Raw genomic sequence first — 16,995 nt, forward strand, 5'->3', positions numbered from 1 at the left:
CTTGATTTGAACAGATCAGAACGTGTCGCTCTGGATGGTGTCCGCCATGCCGTTCAGGAAGTCGTAATACTCGGTCTCATACTCGGCCACCTTGGTGGGGTCCATGTACAGGGGGGTGAACTGAAGGTTCTCGCAGTCCTTCTGATACTCCTCGTCGTTGACCATCTGCTCGATGGCGGAGGCCAGGGAGTCGATGATGTCCTGGGGAGTGTCCTTCTTGACCCACACGGTGTAATGGACGGCAAAGCCCACGTCGCCGATGTCCACGCCCTGCTCGTTCAGGGTGGGGATGTCGGGGGCAAAGTCAGAGCGCTCAGAGGCCAGAGAGCCGATGACCTTGGCGTCGCCGGAGGCGATGTAGTCCTTCATGATGCCCACGGTGGAGGAGACCACGTCCACCTCGCCGGAGAGCATGGCCACCACCTTGTCAGAGCCGCTGCCGATGTCCACCTTCTTGAAGGTAGTGCCGCTGGCCTGCTCAAAGGCCACGGCGTGATAGTGAGAGGGAGAACCCAGGGTCACGGCGAAGGACACCTCGCCGGGGTGCTCCTTCATGTAGTCCACCAGCTCCTGGGCGTTGCTGTAGGGGGCGTCCTTGCTGACCACCAGGATCTGGGTGTCGTTCTTGGCATAGCAGGCCACGGGGACGATGTCGTCCCAGGCATACTCCAGCTTGCCGCCCAGCACGGCGTTGGCATAGGAGAAGTAGTTGATGACCTGCTGGCCGTCGGCATCGCCGTCCATGATCTGCTTCATGGCCAGGTTTCCGCCGCCGCCATCCACGTTCACGGGGACCACGGTGGTGCCCAGATACTTCTCCAGGTCCTTGGCGAACAGGCGTCCGCTGGAGTCCACGTCGCCGCCGGGCTTGGCGGGCAGCACGATCTGCACGGGGCCGTTGGGGTAATTGCTCTGGCTGCCGCCGGAGCTGGCAGAGCCGGAGCTGGCCGCTCCGCCGCCTCCGCCGCCGCTGCATCCCGCCATCAGGAGCATCAGGGTGGCCATCGCTGCCGCAATCATCTTTTTCATCTTCGTTTCTCCTTTTCGTTTCATTTTTGTTTTTATTTCAGGGGGTCATCCCCCTTGTACCTGCATTCAGTCCGCTTTCTGCTCCTGCTGGGCCTGCCAATCTCTCACCGCGCCCACCAGCTGTTTCAGTCCGTTCATCAGGATCTGCTGGTCAGAGCCCAGGGACAGGAAATAGGTCCCGTCCTTTTTGGCCTGGGCCATGGTCTCCGGGGTGTGATACATCTCCCAGCCGATCTTTCGCACGGCCAGGGCCTTCTCCCGCACCGTTTTGATGGCGTTCACCACCCGGGGGTCGTCATACTTGCCTGGGCAGCCATAGGAGGCGGTCAGGTCCGAGGGGCCGATGGGCACCCAGTCGGTCTGGGGGATGGCCAGGATGCGGTCAATGTCCTCCACGCCCTCCTTGGTCTCGATCTGGGGCACCACAAAGCTGTTCTCGTTGGACCGGCGGGCAAACTCCTCCGGGGTCATGCCGTTGCCATAGCTGGCGGCCCGGGTGATGGGGCAGAAGCCACGCTTGCCCTCCGGGGCGAACTTCACCGCCTGGACCAGCTCCATGGCCTCCTCATAGGAACCCACAGAGGGGATCTGGATGCCGTCGGAGCCCATGTCCATCACCTGGGCGATGCGGGCCTCCTCCACGTTGGGCAGGCGCACCATGCACAGCTTGCCCGCCGCGTGGACGGCCCGGATGATGTTCTGCATGTTCTGGGCGTCAAAGGCATAGTGCTCGTTGTCGATGACGACCAGCTCCACGCCCTGAATGGCCAGCATCTCCGCCAGACTGGGGTCGGGGAAGCGGAGCATGATGGAGGTGACGACCTGACCGGCCTTCAGCTTTTCTTTCAGTTTCTTTCCGTCTAACATGCCGTTGCCTCCTTTAGTGATAGGCCGCTTCCAGCAGTGCCTTGCAGCCGGCGGCGATGATCTGCTGGTCGGAACCGATGCTCACGTGGCGCACGCCCCGCTCCAGCAGGGCCCGCACCGCTTCGGGGGTATAGGCCATCTCGCCCACGTTCTTCCCCGCAGCTCTGGCCCGGTCAATGATGTCCCGCACCACCCGCTGGACCTCCGGGTCGTCGTTGTGGCCGGGCTTGCCATAGGAGGCCGCCAGGTCAGAGGGGCCGTAGTCGATGCAGTCGATCTCCGGGATGGAGAGGATGCGGTCCAGGTCGGCCACGCCCTCCTTGGTCTCGATCTGCACCATGACGATGGAGTGCTCGTTGGCAAACTCCGCATACTCCTGGGCGGACTTGCCAAAGCCATATTCCGCCGCCCGGGTGATGGGGCAGAAGCCCCGCTCTCCCACGGGGGCATATTTCACCGCGTTCACCAGCTGCATGGCCTCCTCATAGGAGTCCACCGAGGGGACCAGGATGCCGTCCACGCCATAGTCCATGATCTGGGCGATGCGGGTGGGCTCGGCATTGGGCACCCGGACGGCGCAGGCCATGCCCCGCACGTCCGCCGCCCGCACCAGGTCGATCATGGTCTCCTCGTCAAAGGGATAGTGCTCGTTGTCGATGATGACCAGGTCCACCCCCGCCAGGGCCATGATCTCCATGGCCGCCGGACTGGGGAAACGCAGCATGGCGGAGATGACCACATCGTTGTTCCGCAGCCGCTGCCGGATATTTGTACGTCCGATCACAGGTTCTTCACTCCTTTGATTTTCATGGGGCGCGCCGCCGTCACATGCGCGCTTTCACGCCCTGGATCAGCTCCTTGAACCCGCCGCTGAGCAGCTGGAGGGGAGAGCCGATCTGGAACATGCGCACCCCGGACCGGATAGCCTTTTTAGCCTGCTCCGGGTTTTTATAGAGGTCGCACAGGCACTTGCCCGAGGCGATGATCTTCCGCTGGCCCTCCTCAATGGCCGCCTTGACCACCGGGTGGTCCGGCTGGCCGGGCAGACCGTAGGACGCGGACACGTCCGAGGGGCCGATGGCCACGACGTCGATCTCCGGGATGGACAGGATCTCGTCCAGGTTCTCCAGACCCCGCTTCGTCTCCACCATGATGGAGACCACGCTGTCCCGGTTGGCCCTGACTGGATAGTCCGCCGGGGAGGCGGTAAAGCCATAGTCCGCTGCCCGGGTGATGGGACAGAAGCCCCGCTTGCCCACTGGGGCGTATTTCACTGCGTTTACGATGGCCAGGGCCTGTTCCTTGGTCTCCACGTGGGGGATCTTGATGCCCTGAAGCTGACAGTCCATCATCTGGGCCACCCGGGCCGCCTCCTCGTTGGGGACGCGGATGACCACGCCGGAGCCGTATATCTGGGCCGCCCGGGCCAGGGCCTCCACCCGCTGGGGATTGAAGGGATAGTGCTCGTTGTCGATGCACAGCATGTCGATGCCATACTGGGCGGCGATCTCCGCCGCAGCCATGTCCGACTGGCGCAGCATCATGCACAGGAGCAGTCCGCCCCGGTCCAGCTTCTCTCTGATGGGATTTTTCATGCTCACGCCTGCTCCTCCTCTCCGCCGAAGCACTCCCGCTCCAGGGCCCGGATATCCCGCATCATGGCGTCTAAGCGCCAGCGGATCATCTGCACGTCAGAGCCCACCGTCATCACCGTGGCGCCCCGCGCACGCATCCGCTCCGCCGCCTCCGGGGTATAGGCCTGGGCCACCAGGGCCTTGCCCGACGCGGAGATCTTCCGCTGGCCCTCCTCAATGGCCGCCTTCACCACCGGGTGGTCCGGCTGGCCGGGCAGACCATAGGAGGCGGACACGTCCGAGGGGCCGATGGAGATGCCGTCCACTTCTGGGATGGCCAGGATGTCATCCAGGGCCTCCAGGCCCTTTTTCGTCTCGGTCATCAGAATGATGCAGGTCTGTTCGTTGGCCAGGCGGGTATATTCGTCGCCGCTCATGGCCATGCCATAGCTGGCCGCCCGGGTGATGGGACAGAAGCCCCGGTGGCCCACAGGGGCGTATTTCACTGCGTTCACCACGGCCAGGGCCTCTTCCCGGCTCTCGATGTGGGGGACCACCACGCCGATGGCACCCATGTCCATGATCTGGGCGATGCGGGCGGGCTCGGTGTTGGGCACCCGGACCATGCACTCGGCCCCATAGGTCTCCGCCGCCCGTATGATGGTCTCCATCCGCTGGGGGTTGAAAGGATAGTGCTCGTTGTCGATGACGATCAGGTCCACCCCGGCCAGAGCCATGATCTCCGCCGACGTGGGGTCGGAGCTTCGGAGAAAGGCCCGGATGACGATCTCGCCGTTTTTCAGCTTCTGCTTCACCTTGCTGGTCTGAAGCATATTGTCTCCTCCTTCTGGTGGGGGTTCAGGGCTCCTCGGTCAGCCCCAGCTCCACATACATCTTGTCAAAGCCATAGCGGGCGAACAGATAGGAGCCGTTCTGGCGCACGTGCTTCAGAGTCTCCTCCTCGCTTCTCTCCCGCTCCAGCACCTTTTGCAGGACCTCCTCCGCGTCCGCCTTGGGCACGATGACCACGGCGTCGTTGTCGGCCACCACCAGGTCGCCCGGCTCCACATACACGTTGCCGATGACGATGGGGTGGTTGATGGTGCCGGGGGTGCGCTTGGTGCTGCGCTTTACGCTGATGCCCCGGGACCAGACGGGAAAGCCGATGCGCTGCATCATCATGGTGTCCCGCACGCAGCCGTCGATGACCAGGCCGGAGGCCCCCTGCACCTGGGCGGCGTTGCTCATGATGCCGCCCCACATGCCGCCGGCCTCCTGGAACCCGTCGCAGGTGACGATGACAAAGTCCAGGGGGGAGAGCATGGTCAGCGCCTTCTGCAAGATCAGGTTGTCCCCGGGCCGGGCCTGCACCGTGAAGGCGCGGCCCACTGCGTGGGTGCCGGGCCACACAGGGCGGAAGTCGTGGGTCAGGGCCCCGTTCTTCTTCAGACACTCGTTGACCGAGGCGCTCTCGTGGACGTCCTGAAAGGCGTGGATGATCTCGTCGCTGACGGAGTCATAATGCTTGATGATGTCGTACATAATGAAAAAGACCTCTCTTTCACTATCGCGTGTTTTTATTGTATCTGTGATTGGATACAATTTTTTATGCAACAAGATTACTCCCATTCCACCCTCTTTGTCAACGGATGCGCCCTTGGTTTTTCCGCTTTTATGCAAGATGCACCATTTCTTTTGCACACTTTTCCGCTAAAGTCTGAAAAACAAAGCAAAACGGGGGCGTGTCCGTCACCTGGGGCACGTCCCCGCTGTTGATCTTTGCAAGATTTTCCCGCCGGTTCTCCCGGTTTTTCTCTGTTTTCCCGGGAAAATCAGACGATATCCGTCCTTTCGTCATATCTGACAAGGAATATCGTCAGTTTTTTGACCGGTTTTCCCTTGCATATTTGTATTTCAGTACGTATACTTAATTGTATTCAATATGTTATTTCTCCCGGTTCTTTCGGCTCAGGCTGGAGATATAGGACATGGCCATGGCGAACTGGGGGGCATACTCCGGGCTGGACAGGACCTTTTGAAAGTTCTGCTCGCTGCGGTTCAGATGCTCGCTCATGCTCTCCACACAGGCCTCCCGGTCCCCCTTCATCAGCGCCTGCTGGATCTTCTCGTGCTCTTTCTCCGCGTCGCCCATGCGCTCGGGCAGCACAAAGTTCAGCCACCGGGCCCGGGAAATTTGCAAGCGCATTCGGTTGGATATCTCGATCAGGCGCTTGTTCCCCGCCGCCTCCATAATGGCGTTGTGGAACAAATCGTCGTAGTAATAGTTCTGCACCGGGTCCTTGTTGCTCTGCATCTTGGTATAGATGTCCCCGATCTCGTCCTTCTGCTGCCGGGTCAGTCCCCCGTGGTCCATGATGATGTTGATGGCGGCCACCTCGATGGCCTTGCGCACCTGGCATATCTCGATCACGTCCTCCAGCGTCATGGGGGCCACCTTGGTCCCCGTGGGGGTGGTCTCCAGCAGGCCGTTGGCCGTGAGCAGCAGCATTGCCTCCCGGATGGGGGAGCGGCTCATGTCCAGCTCCTGCTCCAGGGCGTGGTCCGACACGGGCATCCCGGGCGCCAGCTCGAAATTGATGATCTTGTCCTTGATATAGTCATAGGCCTGCTGCACCTGCGGCCCCTTTTTTCTCGCCATGGTGTCTCCTCCCCCTCCGCGCTTCCCGGCGCGTGGTCTCCATATTTATATTTAATATAGTATACAGAACAAAACCGTTTGTCAATGTATCCCTTTATCCAGTTGTTTCCGGCGGTCCTCCGCCGAACGATCGATCCACTTTCCCACATTCTGAAGAGAGGATGACTTGCTTTATGAAAAAAATCGTGTCCTTTTTTGCCGATCACTCCGAGACCTTCGATCAACTGAACCGGCAGGCCGCCGACCACGCCCGCGCCCTGGGCTATGACTATCGCTGGGAGCCCCAGTCCCCCTTCCAGGCGGACCAGGTCATCGCCGCCCTAAAGGAGGCCGACGTGGGCATCATCGACGTGGAGCCATACGGCGAGGAGATCTTCAAGGAGATCCAGGGCCACACCAAGCTGCTGGTGCGCTTTGGCGTGGGCTTTGACAAGGTGGACCTGGCCGCCGCCAGCCGCCACGGCATCGCCATCGCCCGCACCACCGCCGCCAACGCCAGCGGCGTGGCCGAGATGGCCCTGTCCCTGATCCTGGCCGCCCGCCGGGGCCTGCGGCACAACCGCATCCACTGCATCGACACCGGCAAGTGGGACCGCTATGTCTATCACGAGACCGCCGGGGCCACCGTGGGCATCTTCAGGGCTGGGGGCCATTGGCCGCATCCTGGCCCGCCTGTGTCTCGGCCTGGGCTGCCGCGTGATGGCCTATGACCCCTACGCCAGCCAGGACGCCGCCCAGGCGCTGGGGGTGGAGCTGGTGGACCTGGATAAGCTGTTCACCACCGCCGACGCCATCAGCGTCCATGTCCCCTATTCCAAGGAGACCCACCACATCGTGGACGCCCACCGCATCGCCCAGATGAAGCCCTCCGCCGTGCTGGTGAACACCGCCCGGGGCAATCTGGTGGACGAGGACGCCCTGTACGACGCCCTGAAGGCAAACCGCATCTGCGGCGCGGGGCTGGACGTGTTCGCCCAGGAGCCCCTGCCCACCACCTCTAAGCTGCTGGAGCTGGACAACCTGGTCCTCAGCCCCCACTTCTCCAGCCAGACGGTGGAATCTCTGTGGAACACCTATAAAATGGCCATCGACATCGCCGATGACTTCTTCCAGGGCCGGGACTGCCCCCACATCCTGAACTCGGAGTATAAGGATGCCCTGTAACGCCTCCCGCCTAAGTCCTTCAAGCCTTTGAGGTGATCTGCATGAAATTTGAAAAGCATTCCCTGTGCCATATCCCCTTCTGTTATGCCGTGGGGGCCATGCCCGTAGGCGGGCGGCAGACTTATTTCTTCGCCACCGATGACACCGGCCCCTGCTATGCCGTGGACGCCCAGACGCTGGCGCGAGAGACCGTTTGGGACGGCCCCGGCGGCACCATGTCCATCGTGCCCCTGCCCAACGAACCGGACGCCTTTCTGGCCTCTCAGAACTTTATGCCCGGCTTTGCCGCCGCCCACGCCCGCATCGTCAAGGTGAAGCGGACTCCCTCCGGCTGGACGGTAACTCCCTGGCTGAAGCTGCCCTATGTCCACCGCTTCGACCTGCTCCAGCGGGACGGGCGCTGGTACTTCTTGGCCTGCATCCTCTCCTCCACCCAGGAGGAGCACGCCCGCCGGGACTGCCCCGGCTATCTGGCCGCCGCCCCCATGTCAGCCGACTTTGCGCCCCCCGCTCACCTGGAGGTGATCGCCCGGGGGATGGCCCGGAACCACGGCTATTGCCGGGTGGCCCGGGAGGGATATGACCAGGCCTATACCGCCTGCGACCAGGGGGTCTTCCGCGTCACGCCCCCCGCCGCCCCCGGAGAGAACTGGACGGTGGAGCAGCTGCTGAAGCAAGCCGCCTCCGACGTGGCGGTGTGCGACGTCGACGGAGACGGGCAGGAGGAGCTGGCCGTCATCCATCCCTTCCACGGAGACGTGTTCGCCGTGTACCACCGGAAGGCCCAGGGCTACGTTCCCTGCTATTGCTACCCCAAGCCAGCCCCCTTCCTCCACGCCATCTGGGGCGGGACCCTGCGGGGAAAGCCCGTCTTCCTGGCCGGGTGCCGGGCGGGCGACAAGGACTTCTTCCTGGTGGAGCACACCCCGTCCGGCCTCCGCGCCCGGCTCATCGAGACCGGAGCCGGTCCCAGCAACGTGACCGTCCTCCCCGGCCCGGACCACGACACCATCCTCATCGCCAACCGAGAAAGCCACGAGGCCGCGGTGTTTACCGTCACCGAGGGATGATTTGAAGGAATAGATGGCACCCCCGGCCCAGCGCCGTTTTCCGCAGGCGGTGGACCGGGGGTGTTGTGCGGTTGATAGATTCTTCATGAAAAACCTTAGTCTTACAGTCTACATCATCAGCCATCTTTTTTGTCGCAGGTCTTCCAGCGTTATCACAAGACCGTAGCTTGCTAAAAATGCATTCATATCGTTTACAAAACGCCGCTGATTTTCATCTGATAAGTTATCAAATTCTCTTTTTACCTCCTGCATATTTTTTAATAGTTTCAATCTAAATATTCCATATTCTTGTTGCAAATTCATATACGTACCTCCATGGTTTATTTTCCTTATTTTATCATATTTGTATAGTTAAGTCAATCTCTTGCCATAACGTGCCCATACATATTCCGGCAGATCCTGCAAATACTGTTTTCAGAAACAAACAGGCGTTTTTACACGCCGCAAAGGAGAAATTGTTATGAAAGCAACCGGCATTGTCCGGCGCATCGACGACCTGGGCCGTGTAGTTATCCCCAAGGAGATCCGGCGGACCATGCGCATCCGGGAGGGCGACCCGCTGGAGATATACACCGACAAGGACGGCGGGGTGATCTTTCGGAAATACTCCCTCATGGGGGCGCTGGCGGATTTTGCCGGGCAGCTGTGCGAGACCCTCAACCGCACCTGCGGGCGGGTGACGGTGATCTGTGACCGGGACAGCTGCATCGCCGTGGCCGGGGTGCCCCGGCGGGAGCTGATGGACCGCCCGGTGTCTCAGGAACTGGAACAGCTGATGTCTGGCCGCCAGGTGTATCAGCACAAGCCCGGTGAGCCCGCCCTGCCCCTGTGCGCCGGTCAGGACCGCCCCGCCCTGTCCACCGCCGCCCCCATCCTCTCCGGCGGCGACGTGCTGGGCTGCGTCACCTTCGTGGCCCAGGACCAGGACCTGGACGGCACCGAGGTGGAATACAAACTGGCCCAGTCCATCGCCGCCTTTTTGGGACGGCATATGGAGAATTAAAACAGACCCGCATCTGTCATTCAGCAGATGCGGGTCTTATCTTGCGTACTAACTTGCGTACTTTCTTCCTCCGTGATTAGTTCAGATTTTTACATATCTTTGATTTCTGCTGTTTGGCTTATCCGGTATGGTCATCTGCACCAAGTTCATCTGGAGCGCTGGGTGAAGACAATTCCTGCGGAAGCCTTCTCTTGACTTCATCCCCAGCTTTTCCATCAAGGCGGCGCTAGTGTATGGAACATCATATTCCATCGCGTCCAGCAGCCTTCGGACAGCATTGGGAAGAGCTTCATTTCTCTCGCTGATTTGAACAGAGATATCCTCCAGTATCCTGTCGATTTGAGACAGCATAAATTCGATAAAGATCGTAGATTCCCCGGCGACATGGCACCGGGAAATGGCCGCATAGTATTCATCCTGAAACTGCTCGATCTGGCTTTCGATGGGGATATATTCAAACACCGGCTTCCATTTGGACAAAATGGCCGTATGCCACAGTCTTGCCATTCTGCCGTTCCCATCAGAAAAGGGGTGGATAAAGACAAACTCATAATGAAAGACGCTGCTTAAGATCAACGGGTGAACGTCAGCCCGCGCTTCTTTCATCCACGCAAACAGCTCGTGCATAAGCTGCGGGACCAATCGCGCAGGCGGCGCCATGAAGATGCACTGGTCCCCGTTGAAAACGCCCTCCTCCCCGGAGCGAAATTCACCGGACTCCTCCACAAGATACTTTGTCATCATCCCGTGGAACCGTTTCAAATAGCGCATATCATAGGGGTCGATCTCAGAAAGCCGTTCATAGGCAGCATAGGCGTTTTTTACCTCTTGAATCTCTTTCTGCTCGCCCAAAACAACTTTGCCGTTGATCACATCCCGGACCTGTCCCAGGGTCAGGGAGTTTGCTTCGATCTTCAACGAGGAATGGATCGATTTGATCTTGTTGTTGCTCCGCAGATGCGGCTTCGCTTCCAAGCTGCTGGTGGCTGTGATCCGGCCAATTTTTTCGGAAATCGACGATACATATGACAGTATCTGGTTTGTGATCGTAAATGGCGGCTTGTATTTTTCCATCGGACCTCCTCCGTTATCTTGCGTACTATCTTGCGTACTATCTTCCTCCATTATACGGTTTTTCCGGGAAAAATCAATCTGGATCAGAAGATCAAACAGACCCATATCCGGGTCTTATCTTGAAAAAACGGCGAAATATGGTATATTGGAACCAAGACAATGAAAGGAGCTGCTTTATGAAGTGCGTGAAATGTGGGCATGAGATGGAAGGCGGATATTCTTTCCGTCTGGCCCTTGCGGGACCCGTTAAAATCGAAAAAATGGAGATCAAAAAGAACTCCATGCAGCCAGAGGTCTGCGTCTGCCCGAACTGCGGGAAGGTGGAGATATACGTTGATCCGCAATCAAGGGGACGGTTCTTATGATCAGAGAACCGTCCCCTTGATTATTTCACCCCAAATTTTCCTCAAAGAACCGCATCGTGTTCCCATAGAACAGCTGGTCGCACAGCGCAGTTCCATAGCGCTCCGCCAGCTCGCCGTACAATCCGGCGGCTTTGGTGGGGGAGCTTAGGAACTGGGGCAGATCGGCGCCGTCGAAGTCGCTGCCCAGGGCCAGGCAGTTTTCCGCCCCCAGGGCCAGGAAGTGGTCGATGTGCCGCATCAGGTCGCCAAGCTCTGGCTGGCCGTCCTCCCGGAGAAAGCGGGTGTAATAGTTCAGGCCGATCAAGCACCGGCGGCTGACCATCTGGCGGATCTGGTCGTCGGTGAGGTTCCGGGGGTGGGGGCACACGCCGCGGGCGTTGGAGTGGCTGGCCACGAAGGGGTGGTGTACCAGGTCCAGCAGCTGATAAAAGCCCGGGTCGTTGAGATGGGACACGTCGATGAGGATGCCCGCCTCCTCCAGCCGGGGGACAGCCGCTCGGCCCAGGGGGGACAGGCCGTGGTCGGTGGCGTGGCCGGAACCCAGGGGGTTCTCCCCGTTCCAGGTGAGGGTGAGCATCCCCACCCCGTCCCGGGCCAGCCGGTCAATTTCGTCTAAATCTCCACCCAAGGCCGCGCCGTTTTCCACGGTGAGAATGGCCGCCGTTTTGCCCCCGGCCCAGGCTCGGTGGATATCTCCCGCTGTGCGGCATTGGGCGGCGTCAGCCCGGACTGAGAGCTGGCGGACGAAGCTGGCCTGAAAGCGGCGGTAATAGGCGTTCCCCTCCGCCGGGGTCAGCCCGTCGGGCACGAAGACGGCAAAGCACTGGCACCAGTTTACCCCCTTCGGCAGGCGGGACAGGGCCAGCACGGACCGGGGATCGTCTAACGTATGGCTGTTCTCCCCGCCGTGGGTTGCGGTGAGGGTGTCACAGTGTAGGTCGATGAGGGCGGCGGGATAGGTCATGGACATAGGGCGCTCCTTTCTCAACATTGGCGATCAATCAGGGGGACGGATCGCCACGTCGGCCCGTTGGGCTTCCTCGCAATGACAGGCTTTTTTGACAGTCTTGGCTCTCCCTCTGGGAGAGCTGGCACGGCGAAGCCGTGACTGAGAGGGCTTTAAGACGGCTTCTTCATGGTCAGACTAATGCGCTTTTTCCCCTCGTCCACCGACAGGACCCACACGGTGACCACGTCGCCCACGGCCAGACGGTCAGAGGGGTGCTTCACCCGCCAGGGCAGCTGGGTCACGTGGACCAGGCCGTCCTGGTGGACGCCGATGTCCACGAACACGCCGAAGTCCACCACGTTGCGCACCGTGCCTTGAAGCTCCATGCCCGGTTTCAGGTCCTTGGCCTCCATCACGTCGGTGCGGAGGATGGGGGGCGGCAGCTCGTCCCGGGGGTCCCGTCCGGGCTTGGACAGCTCCCGGATCATGTCGTTCAAAGTGGGCAGACCCACGCCGCACTGCTCCGCCAGAGCGGCAAGGCCGATCTCCTCCGCCCGCTCCCGCAGCTGGGACAGGTCGCCCTCCCCCTTGCAGGCGCACAGCTGGAGGAGCTTTTTCGCCGCGGGGTAGCTCTCCGGGTGGACGCCGGTTCGGTCCAGGGGTTCGGCGCTCTCGGGCACCCGGATGAAACCGGCGCACTGCTCAAAGGCCTTTGGCCCCAGCTTGGGCACCTTCAGCAGCTGGCGGCGGGAGGTGAAAGCCCCGTTCTCCTCCCGATAGGCCACCAGGTTCTTGGCGGTGGTGTTGGTCAGCCCGGACACCCGCACCAGCAGGGAGGGAGACGCGGTGTTGGCGTCCACCCCCACGGCGTTGACGCAGTCCTCCACCACCCCGTCCAGGGCCTGGCTCAGGCGGGCCTGGGGCATGTCGTGCTGATACTGGCCCACGCCGATGGCCTTGGGGTCGATCTTCACCAGCTCGGCCAGGGGGTCCTGAAGCCGCCGGGCGATGGACACGGCGGAGCGCAGATTCACGTCGAACTGGGGGAACTCCTCCGCCGCCAGGGGGGAGGCGGAGTACACCGAGGCCCCCGCCTCACTGACGATCATATAGGACAGGTCGCCCCCCACCCGGCGGATCAGCTCCACCGTCATCTGCTCGGTCTCCCGGCTGGCGGTGCCGTTGCCGATGGCGATGCAGGTGACACCGTGGCGACGAATGAGGGCGGAGAGCTTGGTGATGCACTCCTCTTTCTGCCGCTGGCCGTGGGTGGGATAGACCACCGCGGTATCCAGGACCTTGCCCGTGGGGTCCACCACCGCCACCTTGCAGCCCATGCGATAGCCCGGGTCCAGGCCCATGGTCACCTTGCCCTTCACCGGGGGCTGCATGAGCAGGGGCTTTAAATTCAGGGCGAACATGTGGATGGCCCCCTCGTCGGCCTGCTGGGTGAGGGCGTTTCTGATCTCCCGCTCCAGAGAGGGCTGGATGAGCCGGTCATAGGCGTCGTCCGCCGCCGTGCGCACAAAGTCCATGCAGGCCGCCCCGGGCACCACGGCCCGCCGGACGGTGACGTGGGCCGTCTCCGGGTCCAGCTCCAGAGACACTTTCAGGACCTTCTCCCGCTCTCCCCGGTCCATGGCCAGGATTTGGTGGCCGTGGAGACGGCTGACGGGACAGCGGAAGTCATAATACAGGCGATAGACCGTGTCCTCCGGCTCCGCCTGGGCAGCTTTGGACACCAGCACCCCCCGGCGCTGGGCCAGCTCCCGCAGCTGCTTGCGCAGATCGGCCTGGTCAGATATCTCCTCGGCCAGGATGTCGCTGGCCCCCTGAAGGGCGTCCTGTATCGTCTCCACACCCTTCTCCGAGGCGATGAAGGCGGCGGCCTCCCGCTCCGCGTCCAGTTGGGCGCTCCCCTTGGCAGACAGGCGGCGGGCGAGAGGCTCCAGGCCCCGCTCCCGGGCGATGGTGGCCCGGGTGCGCCGCTTCTGCTTATAGGGGCGGTACAGGTCCTCCACCTCCGCCAGGGTGGCCGCGGCGGCGAGGGCGGCGGACAGCTCCTCCGTCAGCTTGCCCTGGGCCTGGATGGCGGCGGACACCTCACTGCGGCGCTGGTCTAAGTTCCGCAGATATTGCAGCCGGTCCGCCAGCTGGCGCAGCAGCTGGTCGTCCATGGACCCGTGCAGCTCCTTGCGGTAGCGGGCGATAAAGGGAATGGTGGCCCCCTCGTCGATGAGGCGGACCACATTCTCCACATAAACTTCTTTCTGCCCCAGTTCCTGGGCCAGGGCTTTGATGATGGCTTCCATGTTACCGTTCTCCTTCGGTCAGAATCTCTATCAGTTTAGCTCCCCGGCGGGAAAAAGTCCAGGGAATCAGGCGGTATTTTGGAAAAAACGCCCCCGTTCCCCTGGACAACCGGGCCAGTTTTGTCTATACTGGTGTTGAACGGGCCGGACCCCGGCCTGTATTTTTATTTTTAGGAGTGCCTGTTTTTTGAACCTTTCTATTTTGACACTGGAGCGTGTGGCCTGACCGGGAGGTCGGCAAATCTCACACGCCAGCCTCCCGAGTGGTTTTCTCACATTCAGGAGGTCATTTTCTATGAACCGCGAACACAAGCGCCAGCAATTTGACAAACATTATTTCAAGACCCACCCCTGCACCGACAGCTTCACCTGCAAGGTCTGCGGCCGCCTGGTCACCCCGGATGGGGCGGGCAGCGGCCACCGGAACCACTGCCCCAACTGCCTGTTCAGCCTGCATCTGGACGAGGAGCCGGGGGACCGGTCCTCTGACTGTGGCGGCAGGATGGAGCCCGTGGCCGTCTGGGTGCGCAAAGGGGGCGAGTGGGCCATTGTCCACCGCTGCACCCGCTGCGGCGTCCTCCGCTCCAACCGCACGGCGGCGGACGACAACCCCATAAAGCTGATGAGCATCGCCCTGAAGCCCCTGGCCAGCCCGCCCTTCCCCCTAGAGCGCATCCGGGAGCTGGCCGCCCTGATGGGCGGGGACGGGGCGCTGGAATAACCTTTCCCAAGACGCAAGGAGAACACGCCATGAAATATAACAAGGAGGCCGCCAGCGCCAAGCAGGGGGCCAAGATATTAGAGACGGCGGGACGGCTGTTTCTGGAATACGGCTATCACGAGACCAGCATCCGCCAGATCGCCCGGGAGCTGGACATCAGCCCGGGACTCATCGGCTATTACTTCCCCACAAAACGGGACCTGGCCGTGGCCCTGCTGTCCCGGCAGTTAAAGCGTTTTGCCCAACTGGACAGCCAATATGTCCCGGCGGACGACCCAGTGCTCCGCTCGGCGGTGCTGATCAAGCTGGAGATCACCGTGCTCAACTCGCCGGTATTCAAAAAGTTTTATCTTGGGGCCCTGAAAGAGGACGTGATCCTCACTGTGATCCGGGCCTCTGGCCAGGACATCTATCGGGCCATTTCGGAAAAGTATCACCTGAATTACCCAGACAGCCGCTTTGCCATGAACGACTTACTCGCCTCCAGTATCGAGCGTACCCTTGTGTTGTATGCTGACGACATCCAGTTGGAACGCAGCATCGCCGACGAGGTGTTCCTCATCAACATGCGCCTGATCTATGGCTCCGAGGACTTTCTGCTGGAAAAATGTCGAGAGAGCGAGCTGATCACCGCCCGCATTCTTTGTGACCACCCCGAGATATTAAAAGACTGGCTGTAAGTAAAAAAGTTTCCCGTGGGACTGATTTTTCAGTCCCACGGGAATTTTCTTGCCTATTTTGTGTTTAGATGAGGCATGCGGCCACGGTACACACCAGCACCAGAGGGATATTCACGCACAGGAAGGCAGGGATACAGGTATCCCGGATGTGGTCGTGCTGACCGTCGGCATTGAAGACGGAGGTACAGACCAGGGTATTCTCAGAGGCGGGGGAGCCGGAATCACCCAGAGCGCCGGCGGCAGCCACCAGCATGATGATGGCCGCGGTGCTCATGCCCATGCTCTGGCCCAGGGGAACCAGAATGGTGGCCACGATGGGCACGGTGCCGAAGGAGGTACCGATGCCCATGGTCACGGCCAGACCCACGATAAGCATGAAGAAAGCGGCAATCAGCTTGTTCCCGCCCAGGACATTGCTGAGGGCGGCAATCAGCGTATCCAGCTGGCCGATCTCACGGGTGACATTGCCGAAACCGGCGGCGGCCATCAAAATGAAACAGCCATAGGCCATGGTCTTGATGTTCTCCGTGAAGCTCTCAGACAGCTTGTTCAGCCGCACCACGCCGCACAGAATCAGGAAGGCCACACCGCAGGTGGCGGACAGGGGGATGTTGCTGGTCATGAACAACACCACCACGATGATGACGGCGGAGACCAAGGTCAGCCAGTGCTTGGCTTCCATCTTGGGCAGGGGCGTGTTGGCCTGGTTGGCGGCCTCTTCCACCACGTCGGTGGCGGTATAAGCACGGGGTTCGCGGAAGACGACGATGGCGGCGATAACACCCAAGATCAGGGCCAGCAGAATGGGCAAGTTAGCGGCGGCCACCTGAGAAAGACCCACGCCGTCCAGACCGTTGTCGGCCATGGCGCTCTGCACGATGCCCATATATACCGCGCCGATGCCCACGGGAATGCACACATAGCCGATCTGCATTCCGGCGTCGATCACAGTGACCAGCATCCGGCGGTCCACCTTGTACTTGTTGAACAGGGAGATGAAGGGAGGAATGAAAATGGGGACGAAGGTGACATAGATGAGCACCACCGTCTCAGACAGGACGGCCATCAGGCACAGGAACACGGGGATCAGCCACACTTTATTGCCGATGAGCCGGGACAGACGGGGCACCAGAACCTCGCCCATTTTGATTTCCTGCATGACAACGCCCAGCATGCCCATGACCAACAGGCCATAGACGATCTCGTTGTTGCCGCCCATGCCGTTGATGAACAGCCAGAAGCTGTCGTTCACGTTGGCACCGCTGAGGAAAATACATACAAATACGCTGGCCACGATGCTGAAGAATACCTCTACCTTCAGCAGACACAGGACGACCATGACCACCGTTGCCACTAGCATTGGGTTACAGATAATGTCCATGAAATGACCCACCCCTATTTCTTTGTTTATTTTGGACGCGTCCTATATTTCGCATTGTACTGTACGTGTCCAAAAATGTCAACTGTTATTTTACGAAATTTTCCTCCACTTGGACGGACGATTTATTAAGCTGTGGTTTTGTGCCGC

General features: G+C 60.7%; 19 protein-coding genes. 7 read left to right on the plus strand and 12 right to left on the minus strand.

Annotated features, from left to right (window positions below; translation table 11 throughout):
• Positions 1 to 15: 15 nt before the first annotated feature.
• The 7 genes from ACSAMP_RS13460 to ACSAMP_RS13490 all read right to left on the minus strand — a co-directional run bounded on the left by ACSAMP_RS13460 (position 16) and on the right by ACSAMP_RS13490 (position 6,129).
• On the minus strand, positions 16 to 1,029 hold the full coding sequence (locus ACSAMP_RS13460; RefSeq protein WP_457800786.1) for a tripartite tricarboxylate transporter substrate binding protein: 1,014 nt from the start codon (positions 1,027 to 1,029) through the stop codon (positions 16 to 18).
• Positions 1,030 to 1,095: 66 nt separating this feature from the next.
• Positions 1,096 to 1,896, minus strand: coding sequence for an HpcH/HpaI aldolase family protein (locus ACSAMP_RS13465; RefSeq protein WP_457800787.1), 801 nt, complete (start codon positions 1,894 to 1,896; stop codon positions 1,096 to 1,098).
• A gap of 13 nt (positions 1,897 to 1,909) precedes the next feature.
• Positions 1,910 to 2,680, minus strand: a complete 771-nt coding sequence (locus tag ACSAMP_RS13470; protein ID WP_441795491.1) for an HpcH/HpaI aldolase family protein — start codon at positions 2,678 to 2,680, stop codon at positions 1,910 to 1,912.
• Positions 2,681 to 2,720: 40 nt separating this feature from the next.
• Positions 2,721 to 3,491, minus strand: coding sequence for an HpcH/HpaI aldolase family protein (locus ACSAMP_RS13475; protein ID WP_457800987.1), 771 nt, complete (start codon positions 3,489 to 3,491; stop codon positions 2,721 to 2,723).
• Positions 3,492 to 3,493: 2 nt separating this feature from the next.
• Complete coding sequence (locus ACSAMP_RS13480) at positions 3,494 to 4,303, minus strand: HpcH/HpaI aldolase family protein (protein WP_457800788.1); 810 nt, start codon at positions 4,301 to 4,303, stop codon at positions 3,494 to 3,496.
• 25 nt (positions 4,304 to 4,328) lie between these two features.
• Positions 4,329 to 5,012 (minus strand): RraA family protein, encoded by a 684-nt coding sequence (locus ACSAMP_RS13485; protein WP_441795489.1) that lies wholly within the window; start codon positions 5,010 to 5,012, stop codon positions 4,329 to 4,331.
• A 403-nt stretch (positions 5,013 to 5,415) separates the two neighbouring features.
• Complete coding sequence (locus tag ACSAMP_RS13490; protein ID WP_441795488.1) at positions 5,416 to 6,129, minus strand: GntR family transcriptional regulator; 714 nt, start codon at positions 6,127 to 6,129, stop codon at positions 5,416 to 5,418.
• 173 nt (positions 6,130 to 6,302) lie between these two features.
• Here ACSAMP_RS13490 and ACSAMP_RS13495 point away from each other — a divergent pair, with 173 nt between their 5' ends.
• Genes ACSAMP_RS13495 through ACSAMP_RS13505 form a run of 3 tightly spaced genes read left to right on the plus strand, consistent with a single transcriptional unit; the run spans position 6,303 to position 8,363 of the window.
• Positions 6,303 to 6,839 carry a Rossmann-fold NAD(P)-binding domain-containing protein gene (locus ACSAMP_RS13495; RefSeq protein ID WP_457800789.1) on the plus strand — a complete coding sequence of 179 codons (537 nt, stop codon included), beginning with the start codon at positions 6,303 to 6,305 and terminating at the stop codon, positions 6,837 to 6,839.
• Positions 6,727 to 7,293, plus strand: coding sequence for an NAD(P)-dependent oxidoreductase (locus tag ACSAMP_RS13500; protein WP_457800790.1), 567 nt, complete (start codon positions 6,727 to 6,729; stop codon positions 7,291 to 7,293). Before ACSAMP_RS13495 ends, ACSAMP_RS13500 begins: the two co-directional genes overlap by 113 nt.
• A 41-nt stretch (positions 7,294 to 7,334) precedes the next feature.
• Positions 7,335 to 8,363, plus strand: coding sequence for a hypothetical protein (locus ACSAMP_RS13505; RefSeq protein ID WP_457800791.1), 1,029 nt, complete (start codon positions 7,335 to 7,337; stop codon positions 8,361 to 8,363).
• Positions 8,364 to 8,471: 108 nt separating this feature from the next.
• On the opposite strand, the gene ACSAMP_RS13510 is transcribed toward ACSAMP_RS13505, so the two are convergent.
• Complete coding sequence (locus tag ACSAMP_RS13510) at positions 8,472 to 8,666, minus strand: hypothetical protein (protein ID WP_457800792.1); 195 nt, start codon at positions 8,664 to 8,666, stop codon at positions 8,472 to 8,474.
• Between the two features lie 157 nt (positions 8,667 to 8,823).
• Here ACSAMP_RS13510 and ACSAMP_RS13515 point away from each other — a divergent pair, with 157 nt between their 5' ends.
• A complete protein-coding gene (locus ACSAMP_RS13515; protein WP_441795483.1) occupies positions 8,824 to 9,366 on the plus strand; it encodes a stage V sporulation T C-terminal domain-containing protein in 543 nt (180 codons plus the stop codon).
• A gap of 81 nt (positions 9,367 to 9,447) precedes the next feature.
• Here the strand turns inward: ACSAMP_RS13515 and ACSAMP_RS13520 are convergent, their stop codons facing one another.
• Complete coding sequence (locus tag ACSAMP_RS13520; protein ID WP_457800793.1) at positions 9,448 to 10,440, minus strand: Fic family protein; 993 nt, start codon at positions 10,438 to 10,440, stop codon at positions 9,448 to 9,450.
• A gap of 176 nt (positions 10,441 to 10,616) precedes the next feature.
• On the opposite strand from ACSAMP_RS13520, the gene ACSAMP_RS13525 reads away from it, so the two are divergent.
• Complete coding sequence (locus ACSAMP_RS13525; RefSeq protein ID WP_457800794.1) at positions 10,617 to 10,805, plus strand: hypothetical protein; 189 nt, start codon at positions 10,617 to 10,619, stop codon at positions 10,803 to 10,805.
• Between the two features lie 25 nt (positions 10,806 to 10,830).
• On the opposite strand, the gene ACSAMP_RS13530 is transcribed toward ACSAMP_RS13525, so the two are convergent.
• Positions 10,831 to 11,775 carry a dipeptidase gene (locus tag ACSAMP_RS13530; protein ID WP_457800795.1) on the minus strand — a complete coding sequence of 315 codons (945 nt, stop codon included), beginning with the start codon at positions 11,773 to 11,775 and terminating at the stop codon, positions 10,831 to 10,833.
• A gap of 149 nt (positions 11,776 to 11,924) precedes the next feature.
• Positions 11,925 to 14,066: a Tex family protein gene (locus ACSAMP_RS13535; protein WP_457800796.1), complete on the minus strand. Its 2,142-nt coding sequence runs from the start codon at positions 14,064 to 14,066 to the stop codon at positions 11,925 to 11,927.
• A 295-nt stretch (positions 14,067 to 14,361) separates the two neighbouring features.
• On the opposite strand from ACSAMP_RS13535, the gene ACSAMP_RS13540 reads away from it, so the two are divergent.
• Both ACSAMP_RS13540 and ACSAMP_RS13545 read left to right on the plus strand, forming a co-directional pair.
• Positions 14,362 to 14,787 carry an RNHCP domain-containing protein gene (locus ACSAMP_RS13540; RefSeq protein WP_441795478.1) on the plus strand — a complete coding sequence of 142 codons (426 nt, stop codon included), beginning with the start codon at positions 14,362 to 14,364 and terminating at the stop codon, positions 14,785 to 14,787.
• Positions 14,788 to 14,816: 29 nt separating this feature from the next.
• Positions 14,817 to 15,467 (plus strand): TetR/AcrR family transcriptional regulator, encoded by a 651-nt coding sequence (locus ACSAMP_RS13545; protein WP_457800797.1) that lies wholly within the window; start codon positions 14,817 to 14,819, stop codon positions 15,465 to 15,467.
• A 64-nt stretch (positions 15,468 to 15,531) separates the two neighbouring features.
• Here ACSAMP_RS13545 and ACSAMP_RS13550 read toward each other — a convergent pair whose 3' ends face one another.
• Complete coding sequence (locus ACSAMP_RS13550) at positions 15,532 to 16,848, minus strand: SLC13 family permease (RefSeq protein WP_457800798.1); 1,317 nt, start codon at positions 16,846 to 16,848, stop codon at positions 15,532 to 15,534.
• Positions 16,849 to 16,995: the final 147 nt, after the last annotated feature.

This window comes from Flintibacter sp. SJQ-8 (assembly GCF_054108085.1).